The sequence below is a fragment of the Amycolatopsis umgeniensis genome (genome assembly GCF_014205155.1).
Lineage (GTDB): Bacteria > Actinomycetota > Actinomycetes > Mycobacteriales > Pseudonocardiaceae > Amycolatopsis > Amycolatopsis umgeniensis.
Window position 1 is genome coordinate 5,524,304 of the sequence record NZ_JACHMX010000001.1, and the last position, 14,134, is coordinate 5,538,437.

15 protein-coding genes are annotated in these 14,134 nt (G+C 70.0%); 7 read left to right on the plus strand and 8 right to left on the minus strand.

Annotated elements, in window-relative coordinates:
- Window positions 1-76 precede the first annotated feature (76 nt).
- On the minus strand, window positions 77-871 hold the full coding sequence (locus HDA45_RS26320; RefSeq protein ID WP_184899653.1) for an enoyl-CoA hydratase-related protein: 795 nt from the start codon (window positions 869-871) through the stop codon (window positions 77-79).
- A gap of 196 nt (window positions 872-1,067) precedes the next feature.
- Here HDA45_RS26320 and HDA45_RS26325 point away from each other — a divergent pair, with 196 nt between their 5' ends.
- Window positions 1,068-1,235 (plus strand): DUF3117 domain-containing protein, encoded by a 168-nt coding sequence (locus tag HDA45_RS26325; RefSeq protein WP_005155393.1) that lies wholly within the window; start codon window positions 1,068-1,070, stop codon window positions 1,233-1,235.
- Between the two features lie 91 nt (window positions 1,236-1,326).
- Complete coding sequence (locus tag HDA45_RS26330) at window positions 1,327-2,802, plus strand: leucyl aminopeptidase family protein (RefSeq protein WP_184899655.1); 1,476 nt, start codon at window positions 1,327-1,329, stop codon at window positions 2,800-2,802.
- Window positions 2,803-3,163: 361 nt separating this feature from the next.
- On the opposite strand, the gene HDA45_RS26335 is transcribed toward HDA45_RS26330, so the two are convergent.
- Together HDA45_RS26335 and HDA45_RS26340 are read right to left on the minus strand one after the other, a co-directional pair.
- Window positions 3,164-3,775 (minus strand): phosphatase PAP2 family protein, encoded by a 612-nt coding sequence (locus HDA45_RS26335; RefSeq protein ID WP_184899657.1) that lies wholly within the window; start codon window positions 3,773-3,775, stop codon window positions 3,164-3,166.
- Window positions 3,776-3,845: 70 nt separating this feature from the next.
- Complete coding sequence (locus HDA45_RS26340) at window positions 3,846-4,730, minus strand: LysR family transcriptional regulator (protein ID WP_184906062.1); 885 nt, start codon at window positions 4,728-4,730, stop codon at window positions 3,846-3,848.
- A 105-nt stretch (window positions 4,731-4,835) separates the two neighbouring features.
- Between HDA45_RS26340 and HDA45_RS26345 the strand changes: the two genes are divergently transcribed.
- Window positions 4,836-6,071, plus strand: a complete 1,236-nt coding sequence (locus HDA45_RS26345; RefSeq protein ID WP_184906063.1) for an MFS transporter — start codon at window positions 4,836-4,838, stop codon at window positions 6,069-6,071.
- 26 nt (window positions 6,072-6,097) lie between these two features.
- Here HDA45_RS26345 and HDA45_RS26350 read toward each other — a convergent pair whose 3' ends face one another.
- Entirely contained in the window at window positions 6,098-6,748 is a 651-nt protein-coding gene (locus HDA45_RS26350; RefSeq protein WP_184899659.1) for a class I SAM-dependent methyltransferase, read from the minus strand.
- Window positions 6,749-6,926: 178 nt separating this feature from the next.
- On the opposite strand from HDA45_RS26350, the gene sigE reads away from it, so the two are divergent.
- Entirely contained in the window at window positions 6,927-7,547 is a 621-nt protein-coding gene (gene sigE / locus HDA45_RS26355; protein WP_378316435.1) for an RNA polymerase sigma factor SigE, read from the plus strand.
- On the plus strand, window positions 7,544-8,221 hold the full coding sequence (locus HDA45_RS26360; RefSeq protein ID WP_184899661.1) for an anti-sigma factor family protein: 678 nt from the start codon (window positions 7,544-7,546) through the stop codon (window positions 8,219-8,221). Before sigE ends, HDA45_RS26360 begins: the two co-directional genes overlap by 4 nt.
- Window positions 8,222-8,230: 9 nt before the next feature.
- Here HDA45_RS26360 and HDA45_RS26365 read toward each other — a convergent pair whose 3' ends face one another.
- The gene (locus HDA45_RS26365) at window positions 8,231-8,884 is read right to left on the minus strand and encodes an LppU/SCO3897 family protein (protein ID WP_184899663.1); all 654 of its coding nucleotides are present in this window, start codon (window positions 8,882-8,884) and stop codon (window positions 8,231-8,233) included.
- Window positions 8,885-9,044: 160 nt separating this feature from the next.
- Between HDA45_RS26365 and HDA45_RS26370 the strand changes: the two genes are divergently transcribed.
- Together HDA45_RS26370 and tatB are read left to right on the plus strand one after the other, a co-directional pair.
- A complete protein-coding gene (locus HDA45_RS26370; protein WP_184899665.1) occupies window positions 9,045-10,586 on the plus strand; it encodes a S1C family serine protease in 1,542 nt (513 codons plus the stop codon).
- Between the two features lie 55 nt (window positions 10,587-10,641).
- Complete coding sequence (gene tatB / locus HDA45_RS26375; RefSeq protein WP_184899667.1) at window positions 10,642-11,067, plus strand: Sec-independent protein translocase protein TatB; 426 nt, start codon at window positions 10,642-10,644, stop codon at window positions 11,065-11,067.
- Between the two features lie 72 nt (window positions 11,068-11,139).
- Here the strand turns inward: tatB and HDA45_RS26380 are convergent, their stop codons facing one another.
- Genes HDA45_RS26380 through HDA45_RS26390 form a run of 3 tightly spaced genes read right to left on the minus strand, consistent with a single transcriptional unit; the run spans window position 11,140 to window position 14,104 of the window.
- The gene (locus HDA45_RS26380) at window positions 11,140-12,285 is read right to left on the minus strand and encodes a P-loop NTPase (RefSeq protein ID WP_184899670.1); all 1,146 of its coding nucleotides are present in this window, start codon (window positions 12,283-12,285) and stop codon (window positions 11,140-11,142) included.
- Window positions 12,286-12,294: 9 nt separating this feature from the next.
- Window positions 12,295-12,804: a DUF1003 domain-containing protein gene (locus HDA45_RS26385; protein ID WP_184899672.1), complete on the minus strand. Its 510-nt coding sequence runs from the start codon at window positions 12,802-12,804 to the stop codon at window positions 12,295-12,297.
- Window positions 12,797-14,104: a magnesium transporter MgtE N-terminal domain-containing protein gene (locus HDA45_RS26390; RefSeq protein WP_184899674.1), complete on the minus strand. Its 1,308-nt coding sequence runs from the start codon at window positions 14,102-14,104 to the stop codon at window positions 12,797-12,799. The genes HDA45_RS26385 and HDA45_RS26390 overlap by 8 nt, the downstream gene beginning before the upstream one ends.
- Window positions 14,105-14,134: the final 30 nt, after the last annotated feature.

Here is a 14,134-nt window from a genome sequence, read left to right on the forward strand (position 1 = left end):
TACCGGTCCCGATGGGTGTTCCGTGCGCTGGGAACGGCCCGGTACTGGCGAAATTTGCCAGTACCGGGCCGTTCGCCTACTTGCCCTGGAAGGTCGGCTTGCGCTTGCCCACGAAGGCCTCGACGGCCTCGGTGTGGTCGGCGGTCGCGCCGAGCGCGGCTTGCGCGTCGTCCTCGGCGGCGAGAGCTTCCTCGAGCGAGGACTCGGCGGCGACGGACAGGACGTTCTTGATCTTCGCGTACGCGACCGTCGGGCCCGCCGCGAGCTTCGCGGCGACCTTCTGCGCGCGGGCCGCCAATTCCTCGTCCGGGACGACTTCGCCGACCAGGCCGAGTGTCAGCGCCTCGGCCGCGTCGACCGTGCGCGCCAACAGCATCAGCTCGGCCGCGCGGCCGAGACCGATCAGCCGCTGCAGCGTCCACGACGCGCCCGAGTCCGGGCCGAGGCCGACGTTCGCGAACGCCATCAGGAAGTTCGCCGACGTCGCCGCGATCCGGAGGTCGCTCGCGTACGCGAAAGCCGCGCCCGCGCCGGCCGCCGGGCCGTTCACCGCGGCGATGACCGGCTTCGGCATCCCGACGATCGTCTTGACGATCGGGTTGTAGTGCTCCTTGACCGTGTGTAGCGGCGCCGGGTCACCCGCCTGCAGCAGCCCGACGTGCTCCTTCAAATCCTGTCCGGCGCAGAACGCCTTGCCCGAACCGGTCAGCACGACCGCGCGGACACTGTCGTCGGCCGCGGCCTCGGTCAGGCCCGCCAGCAGCAGTTCCTTGAGTTCGACGGTCAGCGAGTTGTACGCCTGCGGCCGGTTCAGCGTGAAGGTGCGCACGCCATCGGCGTCGGCGGTCAGCAGAACGTCGGATGTGGTCACGGGATCTCCTAGTCGGCGAAACTGCGGTCTGAGAGGAAGTCTTTCAGCCTCGCGAGCCGCATACCAGCACCGATACGGCGGCAAAAGATCGGTCCGCGTTCGCGCTCGGCCGCTGATGAGGGACAATGGACAGTAGACCCGGCTGGCTTTGACGAGCGCGACCCGGGCGCGCCGGTTGAGACGGAGGGAGCACGCTATGGCGGCCATGAAGCCCCGGACCGGAGATGGTCCCCTCGAAGTGACTAAGGAGGGGCGGGGCCTCGTGATGCGCGTACCACTCGAAGGTGGTGGGCGCCTCGTCGTCGAACTCTCCGCGGAAGAAGCGAAGGATCTCGGCGCGGCCTTGCAGGAGGTCACCGGCTGAGCCCGGACCGCACCTACGTTCAACCACCCGCACCCCGGTCTCCGTTCGGAGGCCGGGGTCGCGGTTCATCTGCGCCCGGAGGTCGCTCACTGTGCGTAACCCGCTACCCCCCGTTCCGGGGAAGCTGCTCGAACTCGAAGTCTCGGACGACCTGCGGCGCGGTACGCCGCTGGCCACGCTGATCGCGGCGCCGTCCGAAGAGGACGGTGACGCCGGGCTCGCGGAGATCGGCGGCGTGCGGCCCACCGGCAAGGCCGGGGACGTGCAGACCGTGCCGACCGGCCGCGTCCGCTGGCTGGCGGGCGTCGGCGACGGCGAACCGCGGCAGTACCGCAAGGCCGGCGCCGCGCTGGTCCGCGCCGTCTCGGCGGCGCTGGACGAGGACGTCAAGGCGGGCCAGAAGGCGTTCCGCGGCTTCGCCGTCGAACTGCCCGAGGACGTGGGCGCCGAGCACCTCGAGGAGCTGGCTTTCGGGCTGCTGCTCGGCGGCTACCGGTTCACCGTGACCGCCGACGAGCCGAAGCCGAGCCTGCGGACCGTGCGTTTGCTCACTCGCTACGAACGCGCCGTGCCCGCGTACGAGAAGGCGCTCGAGCGGATCCGTGAACTCGCCGCGGCCGCCTCGTTCGCCCGCGACCTGGCGAACGCGCCGTCGAACATCAAGACTCCCGCCTGGCTCGCCGACACCGCCGCGCGCGTCGCCGGCGGCATCCCGAACCTGACCGTTTCGGTCCGGGACGAGAAGTGGCTGGCGGAGCAGGGCTTCGGCGGCGTCCTCGCCGTCGGCGGCGGTTCGGCGGCTCCGCCGCGGCTGATCGAGCTGGAGTACCGGCCACGCGGGGCGGCGACGCATCTGCTGCTGGTCGGCAAGGGCATCACCTTCGACACCGGTGGTCTTTCGATCAAACCGGCTGACGGCATGCACCTCATGCGCACCGACATGGCGGGCGGCGCGGCGATCATCGCCGCGGTCCGCGCGATCGCCGCGCTGCGCCTGCCGGTCAAGGTGACCGGGCTGGTGCCCGCCGCCGAGAACCACGTGTCCGGTTCGTCGTACCGGCCCGGCGACATCGTCCGGCACTACGGCGGCAAGACGACCGAGGTGGGCAACACCGACGCCGAGGGCCGCATGGTCCTGGCCGACGCGCTCGTCTACGGCATCAAGAAGCACAAACCGGACGCCGTGATCGACGCGGCGACGCTGACCGGCGCCATGAAGGTCTCGCTCGGCGTCCGGACCGGTGGCCTGTTCGCCACCGACGACGCGCTCGCGGAGCGGGTCACGAAGGCGGGCGAGCGGGTCGGCGAGGCTTGGTGGCGGATGCCGCTGCTGGAGGACCTCGCCGAGACCGTGCAGGGTTCGCTCGGCGACATCCGGCAGGCGCCGGGCGGCCCCGGCGGCATCGTCGCGGCGTTGTTCCTGCGGGAGTTCGTCGGCGACGTGCCGTGGGCGCACCTCGACATCGCCGGCCCCGCGCGGGCCGACAAGACCTACGCCGACGTCGTCCCGGGAGCCACCGGATTCGCGGCGCGGACGCTGGTCGAGCTGGTCGCTTCTTACGCCTGACCTGCGGTTACCTGCGGGGCGGGAGCAAGGGACCTTTGCTATCGCCTGGCCCGAGGGCCGGATCTCGAGTCCGTGAAGGCCTCCTTCAGGGACTCGTATTTGCTTGCCCACTGGTGTGGCTGGCGGTCGAGTGGGGAGGATTTGGGACGTTCAACGTCCCAAATCCTCCCCACTCGAGTTGCCTGCCACCGGTCCGTGACCGGACGGACCCCGCGCAACCAGCCGTCCTCACGCAAGTCAGACGTAGGTAAGCAAATACCGGCCCGCCATCACTACCTTCAAGGTAGGCAAGGAGGCCTTCACGGACGTGCCTCTCCAATCCCCGACCGATGCCCCTCGCTCGCGTTGTGCCACGTCAGCCTCACCTGCGGGGCGGGAGCAAGGGACCTTTGCTATCGCCCCGCGGGCGGACCCTGGGCATGGGCTGGGTCGGCGCGTCACCGGCGTGCGCGGTGAGCCGTCGGGCGATCCCGGTCGCGGGGCCTTTCAGGTACCGGAACACGAGCCACGCCGTCACGGAGCCGAGGACGAGTCCGGCGAGCACGTCGTGCGGGTAGTGCGCGCCGACGAAAACCCGGGAGAAGCCCATCAGCAGGGCGAGCGGGAGCACCCACGGCGCGAGCCTTCGCCAGGCGAGGGCGAGTCCGACGGCGGCCGCCGCCGCGACCGTGGAGTGGTTGCTCGGGAAGGACCAGTCGCCGACCGGTGGGCAGTCGACGAGCGTGACGAGGCCTCGGCACGGCCGGTCTTCCCGGATCACGCTCTTCGCGCCTTCGCTGATCACGTACGCGATCGCCGCGGCGGTGGGCATCAGCAGCGACACCGCGATTCGGGTGGGCGAGGTGCGGGACCGCCAGAGGACCCAGACCATCAGAGCGGCGAAGATCAGCATTCCCGCGTCGGTGAAGAGGACGCCTGAGGCCTGAAGCCAGCTGGGGCTCTCGCCCGCCATCTCCACGATGTCGTCGTACATTCACCCTAAGTTAGCGAAAGCGACATCGGCTCCGCCTTGCACCATCGTCAGGAGTCACCCCTGACGATCGTCACCAGCGCTCCGCGCGGACCCGCTCCCGGAACCGCATTACCGCGGGCGTCGGGATCACGTCCTTGCGCCACGCCAGCCCGATGGTCCGGCCGACCGGCGGCACCAGCGGGACTTCGGCGACGCCCGCCGGACTGCCGGGTTCGAACCGGGGGAGCAGCGCGACCCCGAGCCCGGCCGCGACCAGTCCTCGGACGGTGTCGGACTCCTGGCCCTCGAAGGCGATCTTCGGTTCGAAGCCCGCCGCGGCGCACAGGTCGTCGGTGATGGTGCGGAGGCCGTAGCCGGTCTCGAGGAGGACGAATTCCTCGTCCTTGAGGTCCTCGATGGCGGCACTGGGCCGGTCGGCGAGGCGGTGCGAGGTCGGAACGGAGAGGAAGATCTCCTGTTCGGCGAGCACGGCGGTGTCGAGCAGCGGGTCTTCGACGGGTGCGGGCGCGAGCAGCGCGAGGTCGAGTTCACCGCTGGTCAGCCTGTCGACCATGTCCTGACGTGAGCCTTGGACCAGCGTGAACCGGACTCCCGGATGGTCCGCGCGGTAGCCGCGGAGCATGGTGGGGACCAGCGACCGGCCGAGCAGGTGCAGGAAGCCGAGCACGACGTGCCCGGATCCGGGGTCGACCTCCTCGCGGGCTTGGCGGACCCCGGCGTCGACGGCGGCGAGGGCGCGTTCGGCGGCGTCGGCCAGCAGTTCGGCGGCTCGGGTGAGCCGGATGCCGCGGCCGTCGGGGACCGTCAGCGGAGCGCCGAGGGCGTCGCCGAGCGCCGAGATCCGGCGGCTCACCGTGGGCTGCGGGACGCCGAGCAGTTCGGCCGCACGTGTGACGTTCGTCGTGCGGCGAAGTGCGGTGAGCAGCGCGAGCTGGGGGGCTAGCTGGGCGGTCATCCTTTCATTCAGCACGGTATCGATTGTGACAGATGAGCGTATTAGACGTATTGATTAGCTCGGCTTAGCTTCGAGATCGTGCCTGCCACCGGAACCACCCGCCGCGTGACGATCGCCGTCGCGGCGGCCGGGATCTCGTCGTTCGCCCTGCTCTACGCGCCGCAGCCGGTGCTGCCGCAGCTGGCCGAGCAGTACCACCTCGATCCCGGTGGCGCTTCGCTCGCGGTGAGCGTCGCGACCGGTGCGCTCGCGATCGCCGTCCTGCCGATCGCGGCGCTCTCCGAGGTGGTGGGACGTCGTCCGGTGATCATCGCTTCGGTGGTCCTGTCGGTCGTCTTCGGTTTCCTGCTGCCGCTGGCGCCCAGTTACCCGGCGCTGCTCGTGCTGCGAGCCCTGCAGGGGGTCGCCATCGCGGGGTTCCCCGGGGTGGCCGCCGCCTACCTCGCGGAACGGCTCGGCAAGGCCGGGCTCGCGGCGGCGGTGGGCGCGATGATCGCCGGGAACACCGTCGGCGGCATGGTCGGCAGGCTCGCGGCCGGGTTCACCGCCGGACCGTTCGGCTACCACGGCGCGCTGCTCGTCGTCGCGGTGATCGGACTGGTCTGCGCGGTGGTCACGGTGCTCGCCCTGCCGCCGGGGGAGCAAGGGACCTTTGCTATCACCTCCGGGGATCGCCGCAGGTCAGAGGTGCTTCGTGAGCAGGGCCGGGCGGTCCTCGCGGGCCTCGGCGCCGCCGTTCGGAAGCCCGTGCTGCTGGTCCAATACGCGGTCGCGCTGCTGGCGATGGGCTCGTTCGTCGCGCTCTACAACGCCGCCGGATTCCGCCTGACCGGCGAGCCGCTGAACCTCTCGCCCGCGATCGCGTCGCTCGTCTTCCTCGCTTACGCGATGGGCTCGGTCTCGTCGGCGACGGCGGGCAGGCTCGTCGGCCGGTTCGGACGTCGCCGGGCCCTCGCCGGCGCGTTGCTGCTCACGATCGCGGGCGCCGCGCTGACGCTGTCCGACTCGCTGTCGCTGGTCATCGCCGGTTTCGTGGTGCTGACCGGCGCGTTCTTCGCCGCGCACGCGGTCGCCAACGGCTGGGCCGCCGCGGAGGCGCCCGAGAACGCCCGAGGCCAGGTCGGCGGGCTCTACACGCTGTCGTACTACCTCGGCAGCAGCATCGGCGGCGCTGTCGGCGCGACCGTCTACGGGCACGCGGGCTGGAGCTGGCTGATCGTGCTCACCGCCTGCTGGCTAGCCCTGGCCGCGGCGGCCGTGGTGGCGGTGGTCCCCAAGTCCGTGAAGGCCTCCTTCCCTACCCTCAAAGTAGGGAAGGAGGCCTTCACGGAGCGCGTCTGAGCCCCGGCGATAGCAAAGGTCCCTTGCTACGCGATCGCGCCGACCAGCAGCCCGCCACCCACCGGCAGCAGCGCCGGGACCAGCCTGTCGTCCTCGCGGAAGGCCCGCGCGACCTCGCGCAGCGCGAGCGTGTCCGGGTCGCGCCGTGAGGGATCCGTCACTCGGGCCCCTGAGACGTTGTGGAACGCCAGTATCCCGCCGGGCCGCAGCAGCGCGACGGCCTTCTCGTAGCAACTCGGGTACTCGACCGGCGCCGAATCGACGAACACCAGGTCATAGCCGCCGGGGGTGAGCCGGGGGAGGACATCGAGCGCGCGACCCATGATCAGCCGGGTCCGCCCCGGCGGGTAACCGGCCTCCCGGAACGCGGACCGGGCCGCCCGGTGGTACTCGGGCTCGATGTCGATCGAAGTGAGGATCCCGTCGTCGACCATGCCCCTGAGCAGGCACAATCCGCTCACGCCCGCCCCTGTTCCGACCTCGACGACGGCCTTCGCGCGCAGCGTCGTGGCGAGGAAACGCAGGGTCGCGCCCGCGCCCGCGCTCAGCGGACCGCACCCCAGATCGGCCGACCGTGCCCGCGCGGTGGCCAGAACCTCGTCGTCGGGGAGGTACCCGTCGACGAGGTCGGCGTCGGCGGCCTCGGCAGGCGAGCCCGCATGCGTCCCGGAATTCACACGCGGAGGTTAGCGCTGCCTGTGGACAAAACGGCGAAGACTCCCTGGTACCGACTTCTCAGCCTCTTCTCAGTCCAGTCTCACTAGAAACATAAGCAGGCCGGACAGACTGGTCCTCGACAACGGGAACACCGTGCACATCGCCCGCGTTGGGTGGAGTAGTTGGGAGAAGACGCTGATGGAGGTGCCTACTTCCCCGATGCAGGACACGATGCAGGACCAGCAAGCGGACCAGGTCACGCCGGTGACCGTGGACGAGGCCGCATGGACGCCGCCGTCATGGGACGAGGTCGTGCGTGAACACGCCGACCGCGTGTACCGGCTGGCGTACCGCCTGACCGGTAACGCCCACGACGCCGAGGACCTGACGCAGGAGACCTTCATCCGGGTCTTCCGCTCCCTCGCGTCCTACAAGCCCGGCACGTTCGAGGGCTGGCTGCACCGCATCACCACGAACCTCTTCCTCGACATGGCCCGCCGCCGCTCACGCGTGCGGATGGAAGGCCTCCCCGAGGACACCGACCGCATCGTCGGTGACGACCCGAGCCCGGAGCAGGTCTACTCGGACACCCATCTCGACCCGGATCTGCAGGCCGCGCTCGACGAGCTGCCGCCCGAGTTCCGTGCCGCGGTCGTGCTGTGTGACGTCGAAGGCCTCTCTTACGAGGAGATCGGCGCCACTCTCGGTGTCAAACTCGGCACCGTGCGCAGCCGGATCCACCGTGGCCGCCAGGCACTTCGCGCTTCTTTGGAGCGTCGTCGCGCCGCGGCGCAGGAGTCTGCGAAGGTGGGGGTATGACCGCACCGCGAGGCTGGGGACTCCCCGAGTCGCATCTGCTTCCGGACGCCATCGTCGCCTTCGTGGACGGCGAGCTGACTCTCGGCGCCCAGGACAGGGCATCGGCGCATATCGCCCGCTGCCCGTCGTGCGCGGCCGAGGTCACCGCGCAGCGTCAGGCCGTCACCGCCGTGAAGCAGGCGGGAGCCCCGTCGATGTCGGCGGGTTTCCTGGCCAGCCTGTGCTCCATCCCGCAGAACACCGAACTCCCCGGCGCGCCGGACAACCTGGCGATGACGGCCGACGGTCAGCTGGTGGCCATCCAGCGGCCCGACAGGGTCGCCGGCCTTCGTGACACCGGAGTGCTGGGCGGCACGGCTCCGTTGGGATCATCGGCGCCACTGGGCCAGTCGCCGAACGTCCTCGGCGGCGGGCGGTTCGGCGTCGCTCGCCGGAAGTACGCGCAGGGCGCCGGAGTCGTCGTTTCGGGTCTGGTGCTGAGCGCCCTGGCCCTGGTCGCGACCTCGGGTGACGGCACCGAAGACCAGCCGGGCCCCGGGTTCGTGCCCCCGCAGGGCGTCAACGCCGGACTGCTGCCCGCGCAGCTGGGCGGCGGCGCGAAGCCCGAGCCGCCGCGCAGCCCCGCGCCGAGCCCGAGCACGTCCAGCCTGCCCGTGCCCGTGTCGGCCCGCTGATCCGCTTCGTCAGGGTTTGACGAAGCAGATCGTCGCGCTCTTGAAGTTCGAAGTCCCGTAGCTGGCGTAGGAGATGACCTCCGCCGTGCCTTCCGCGCACGGACTGTTCACCATGCTCGACTGCGGGAAGACCTCGCTGATCCTCAGCCGCGCCGAGCCGCAGTCCTTCAACGGCGGCGGGGTCTTGCTCTCGATGTCGTCGAAGCACAGCCCGACCTTGGCGTTGATCGCCAAGCACAGGGCGACGCCGTCGCCGCGAGCCGGCCGAGGGACGGCGTAGCGGTAGAAGCCTTCCTTGCACTCCCACTCACCCTTGTCGAGACCGGTGAGGCTCACCGCGTACGGCGCCTGAGGGGAATCGCACGCCGTCTTGACCGCATCGGCCTCCTTGCCGGAGCCGGTCAGCACGACGCAGTCGCCCTCGGTCAGGCTCTTCGCCTGCTTCTCCGGCCCGGCGACAGCCTTCAGCACGAGGATCAGGCTGATCCCGCCGCCGACCACGACGAGCGCGCCGACGAGCAGCAGCACTTTCAGTTTGGTGGACAACCCCTTCTTCTTGGGCGGCTGCTGCGGCCAGCCCTGCTGTTGCGGCCACTGCTGCTGGGGCCACTGCTGGTGAGGGGCGTTCTGGGGCGGAAAAGGGGCCCCCGGGTTCTCCGACATGACCGTTAGACTGCCAGAAGTGGGACATGGTTGCTTCAAGTGTCACTTTTCTTGGTGTTCCGGGGAATCAACGCGCACTTCACCGTGGTCACGGCAGAATCCAGGACGAGGCTTGGCGTACTCTCGCGTCCGGCCAACCTGATCTCAGCCCCGGGGAATGATGACCGAGCAGCCGAACGCGAATCCTCAGCAGCCTGGTGACCCGGCGGGGGATCGGCTCGCGCCGCGCCCGCTGGCCCGGCCCGCCGTCGATCCGGCGCAGGCGGCCACGTTCGGCAGGCCGCGTGGCGTCGACGGCGCCTTCGACAAGCTGTACCAGCCCGGTACGAACGGGCAGGCCACGCCGGGTGTGAACCTGGCGCCGCCGACACCGGAATCGCTCGCCGAAGCCTTCCGCCGCCCGCCGGGCGCCGAAGGGGTCGTGCTGGAGCGTCCGCACGGCACCAACGGCTCCGAACCGTCCGCGAACGGCGCGGAAGACCCGCTCTGGACCACGACCTCGGATCCGTGGCGCGATCCCTCGTCCGGCGCCGTCCTCGCCGGACCAGCCGTGCAGCAGGAGTCAGAAGCCGAGAAGGACGCGAAGCGCCCGCAAGGTGCGTTGCTGAGCCTTCCGGAGGTGCTCTTCGGGCGGCGCGTGCAGACGAAGGCGCTGGCGATCCTCGCCGGCGTCGCGCTGGTCATCGGCGCCGCGGGCGGGCTGATCGGCTGGTGGTTCGCCGACACCGGCACCGAACTGACCGGTCAGGCCAGCATCTCCGAGGCCGACGCGGCCAAGGAACGCCCGGCGGGCTCGATCGCGGACATCGCCCACCGGGTGGCGCCCGCCGTGGTCTCGCTCGAGGTCTTCAAACCCGGCGCCGACGCGGGCCAGCAGGGCTCCGGCGTCGTCATCGACAACCAGGGCTACGTGCTGACGAACGAGCACGTGATCTCGGCCGCGACGGCCGACTCGGCCACCAAGGTCACCGCCGTGTTCTTCGACGGCAAACGCGTCGAGGCGAAGATCGTCGGCGCCGATGCCAAAACCGATCTGGCCGTGGTCAAGGTCGACGTCAAGAACCTGACCGCGTTGCAGGTCGGGAAGTCGTCCGACCTCGCCGTCGGCGATTCGGTGATCGCCGTCGGTTCGCCGCTGGCGCTGCAGAACTCGGTCACCGCGGGCATCGTGAGCGCGCTCAACCGCCCGGTCACCGCGGGCGGCGACGGCGGCAGCGCGCCGGTGATCTACGAGGCCATCCAGACCGACGCCGCGATCAACCACGGAAACTCGGGCGGCGCGCTCGTCGACGCGACAGGTGCGCTCGTCGGGATCAACTCGGCGATCCGCTCGTCCAGCGCCGAGGGCGGCAGCATCGGCATCGGCTTCGCCATCCCGAGCGACTACGCGGTGAAGATCGCGAAAACACTGATCAAGGACGGCAAGGTCGTCCATCCCGACATCGGCATCAACGCTTCGTCGACCGTCGCGGGCTCCAGCACCATGGGCGCGCAGGTCCGCAACGTCGCCCCGGGTGGCCCGGCCGCGTCCGCGGGCATCAAAGAAGGCGACGTCATCACGGAAGTGGGCGGACGGCTCGTGCGCGACTCGGCGGAACTGCTCGTCGCGGTCCGCGCGCGTGAAGTCGGCGAAATGGTGCCTGTCCGCCTTGTCCGGGATGGGTCTTCACTTGTCGTCGACGTGAAACTGGCCTCGGACTAGCGAGTTCGGCCGGGTACCCTGAACGGGGAAGACGCCGAGGCGGAGGTTCACACGGGTGTTCGAGAGTGTCGGCTGGGGAGAGATCCTCATCATCGTCGTCGCGGGTCTTTTCATCCTCGGTCCGGAAAGGCTGCCCGAAGCGGCGGCCTGGCTGGCGAAGAGCGTCCGCAAGGTCCGCGATTTCGCGACCGGGGCCAAGACGCAACTGCGCGAGGAGATGGGTCCGGAGTTCGACCAGCTGCGCAAGCCGCTGGAGGATCTGCGAGGCCTGCGGAACTTCGACCCGAAGCGGGTCGTCACCCAGCACCTGTTCGACGGTGACACGGATCCGCTGGGGCTCAAGGACGTCAACGGCACCAACGGTTCCCACGGCGGCGGTTCCAACGGCGCTTCGAAGCCCAACGGCTATCCGGCGACGGCCGCGCAGCCCGAGCCGCTGAAGCCGGGCGAGCGCCCTCCGGTCGACCCGGACGCCACCTGATACCCACGCGTTTAGTCCTCTGAATGCGATCCTTGCGCGTGCAAGTACCGCATCCAGAGGACTAAATGCAGGTCAGCGGCCTGCGGGGGTGACGTTCAGCATCATCCCGGCCAGCCCGCGCGCCCGGACGGTCAGCTTCTTCGCCGCCTCCTTGAGCACGAGCGACGCCGGCGCGTCCGGCTCCGCCAGCACGATCGGCGTTCCCGCGTCGCCGAGCGAGACCACGCGCGGGTCCATCGGGATCTGCCCGAGCAGCGGCACGGTCGAGCCGACCGACTTCGACAGCGAGTCGGCGACGGATTGCCCGCCGCCGGAGCCGAAGATCTCCATCCGCTCGCCCTCGGGCGTTTCCAGCCACGACATGTTCTCGATGACCCCGGCGACCCGCTGCCGCGTCTGCAGCGCGATCGCGCCCGCGCGCTCGGCCACTTCGGCGGCCGCCTGCTGCGGGGTGGTGACGACCAGGATCTCCGCGTTCGGGATCAGCTGAGCCACCGAGATCGCGATGTCGCCGGTGCCCGGTGGCAGGTCCAGCAGCAGGATGTCGAGGTCGCCCCAGAAGACGTCGGCGAGGAACTGCTGCAGCGCGCGGTGCAGCATCGGCCCACGCCACACGACGGGCGTGTTGCCCGGGGTGAACATGCCGATCGAGATGACCTTCACGCCGTGCGCCTGCGGCGGCATGATCATGGTGTCGACCTTGGTCGGCTTCTCGTGCGTGCCGAGCATCCGCGGCACCGAGTGCCCGTAGATGTCCGCGTCGACCACGCCGACGGAGAGCCCGCGCTCGGCCATCGCCGCGGCGAGGTTCACCGTCACCGAGGATTTGCCGACCCCGCCCTTACCGGACGCGACGCAGTAGACCCGCGTCAGCGAACCCGGCTGCGCGAACGGGATCACCGGTTCCGTGGCGTCCCCGCGCAGGGATTTTCGCAGTTCCGTGCGTTGCTCGTCGTTCATCACGTCGAGCTCGACCCGGACGTCGCTGACGCCGGGGAGCTTCTTGACGGCTTCGGTGGTGTCGTTGGTCAGCGTCGCCTTCAACGGGCAGCCGGCGACCGTCAGGTAGATCCCGACGACGACCACACCGTCCGAGCCCACCTCCACGCCCTTGACCATGCCGAGTTCGGTGATCGGTTTCTTGATCTCCGGGTCGTACACGGCCTTCAGCGCGGTGCGGACATCGTCGACGCTGGGGAGTTGCTGCGTACTGGTCACACGTCCATGTTACGTACCGGTAGCGGCACGGTCGGGTTTGCCCTTGCGCGGCTTGGCGTCAAGATCCTCACGGAGACGGTCGAGTTCGCTCCGCAGGAAGTCGCGCGTGGCGACCTCGCCGACCGCGATCCGCAGCGACGCGAGCTCCCTGGCGAGGTATTCGGTGTCCGCCTTGGTCTGCTCGGCCCGGTTCCGGTCTTCCTTCAGCGAGATGCTGTCGCGGTCGTCCTGCCGGTTCTGCGCCAGCAGGATGAGCGGCGCGGCGTAGGCGGCCTGTGTCGAGAAGGCCAGGTTCAGCAGGATGAACGGGTACGGGTCCCATCGCAAGGAGACCGCCACCAGGTTCAGCACGATCCAGACGATGACGATCAGCGTCTGCCAGAACAGGTACTTGCCGGTGCCGAGGAACCGCGCGACCCGCTCGGTGAGCCTGCCGAAGGCGTCCGGATCGATGTTCAGCCTGAACCGGCCTTGGCGGCGGGGCTGGTCGAGCCGCCGTCCGGAAGTCAGTTCAGGCACGCTCGGCCTCCTCTGTGTCGATGGTGATGTCGCCGGTGATGTCGTGCAGCCCGGTCTCGCGCCAGTCTTCCGGGAGGAGATGGTCGAGCACGTCGTCGACGGTGACAGCGCCGAGCAGGTGGTCCTCGGCGTCCACCACCGGCCCGCAGGTGAGGTTGTAGGCGGCGAAGTAGCGGGTGACCTCGGACAACGTGGCGTTCGGCCGCAGCGCGGGCAACTGCGTGTCGACGGCGCTCGCCACCATCTCCGCGGGCGGTTCGCGCAGCAGCCGCTGGAAGTGGACGACGCCGACGAAGCGTCCCGTCGGCGTTTCCGTCGGCGGACGGCAGACGAACACCATGCTCGCCAGCGCCACCGGGAGGTCGGCGTTGCGGATGTGCGCGAGCGCCTCCGCGACGGTGGCGTCCGGTGTCAGCACCACCGGCTCGGGCGTCATCAGCCCGCCCGCGGTGTCCGAGGAGTACTTCAGCAGCCGCTTCACCGGCGCCGACTCCTCGGGTTCCATCAGCTCCAGGAAGCGGCTCTGTTCGGCGGGCGCGAGTTCGGCCAGCAGGTCGGCGGCGTCGTCGGGGTTCATCGCCTCGAGGATGTCGGCGGCCCGTTCCTCGGCGAGGTAGGACAGCAGCTCCTTCTGGTCGTCCTCGGGAAGCTCCTCGATGACGTCGGCGAGGTGCTCGTCGTCCATCGCGTCGGCGACCTCGTGGCGCCGCTTCAACGGCAGGTCGCGGACCGTGGCGGCGACGTCGGCCGCGCGCATGGTGTCGAACAGCATCAGCAGCTGCGCCGCGCCCTGGGTCTGGCCGGTCAGGTCGGTGAGCCCGAGCCCGGACACCTCCGACCACGGCAGCACCTGCATCGGCGCTCGGCGCCTGCCGAGGCCGAGCCTGCTCGACCGCTCGCGGATGGCGAGTTTCGCGAGCACCCAGTCCCGCGTCCTCGTCGGCTCCATACCGGCGTCGACGACGGTGACCCGGGTATCCGATCCCGTGAGCGTGGCGTACGCGTCGAACAGTTGCCCGACCACCAGCACCTCGTTGGGGCGCTGATGGAAGCGCCGCATGTTGACCGAACCGGTGGCGAGCGTGACCGCGCTGGGCTCGATGGAGGTCACGCGCAACATCGGCACGAACACGCGGCGCCTCGTCGTCAGCTCGACCACGATGCCCAGGATCCGCGGCGGCTGCTGATCGAGCCGGAGGCCCGCCACCAGGTCCCGCACCTTGCCGATCGATTCACCATCCGGTCCGAAAACCGGCAAACCGGCCAGCTGAGCTGCGAATACCCTGTTGACGGCGGCCATGTCCGAAGGTTATCCGCTCCCGGCGCGGGA

Coding starts and splice junctions, on each gene's coding strand:
- HDA45_RS26325 (WP_005155393.1), top strand. CDS start 1,068: ATGGCGGCCATGAAGCCCCGGACCGGAGATGGTCCCCTCGAAGTGACT.
- HDA45_RS26335 (WP_184899657.1), bottom strand. CDS start 3,775: ATGTACGACGACATCGTGGAGATGGCGGGCGAGAGCCCCAGCTGGCTT.
- HDA45_RS26340 (WP_184906062.1), bottom strand. CDS start 4,730: ATGACCGCCCAGCTAGCCCCCCAGCTCGCGCTGCTCACCGCACTTCGC.
- sigE (WP_378316435.1), top strand. CDS start 6,927: ATGGAGGTGCCTACTTCCCCGATGCAGGACACGATGCAGGACCAGCAA.
- HDA45_RS26360 (WP_184899661.1), top strand. CDS start 7,544: ATGACCGCACCGCGAGGCTGGGGACTCCCCGAGTCGCATCTGCTTCCG.
- HDA45_RS26365 (WP_184899663.1), bottom strand. CDS start 8,884: ATGTCGGAGAACCCGGGGGCCCCTTTTCCGCCCCAGAACGCCCCTCAC.
- HDA45_RS26370 (WP_184899665.1), top strand. CDS start 9,045: ATGACCGAGCAGCCGAACGCGAATCCTCAGCAGCCTGGTGACCCGGCG.
- HDA45_RS26390 (WP_184899674.1), bottom strand. CDS start 14,104: ATGGCCGCCGTCAACAGGGTATTCGCAGCTCAGCTGGCCGGTTTGCCG.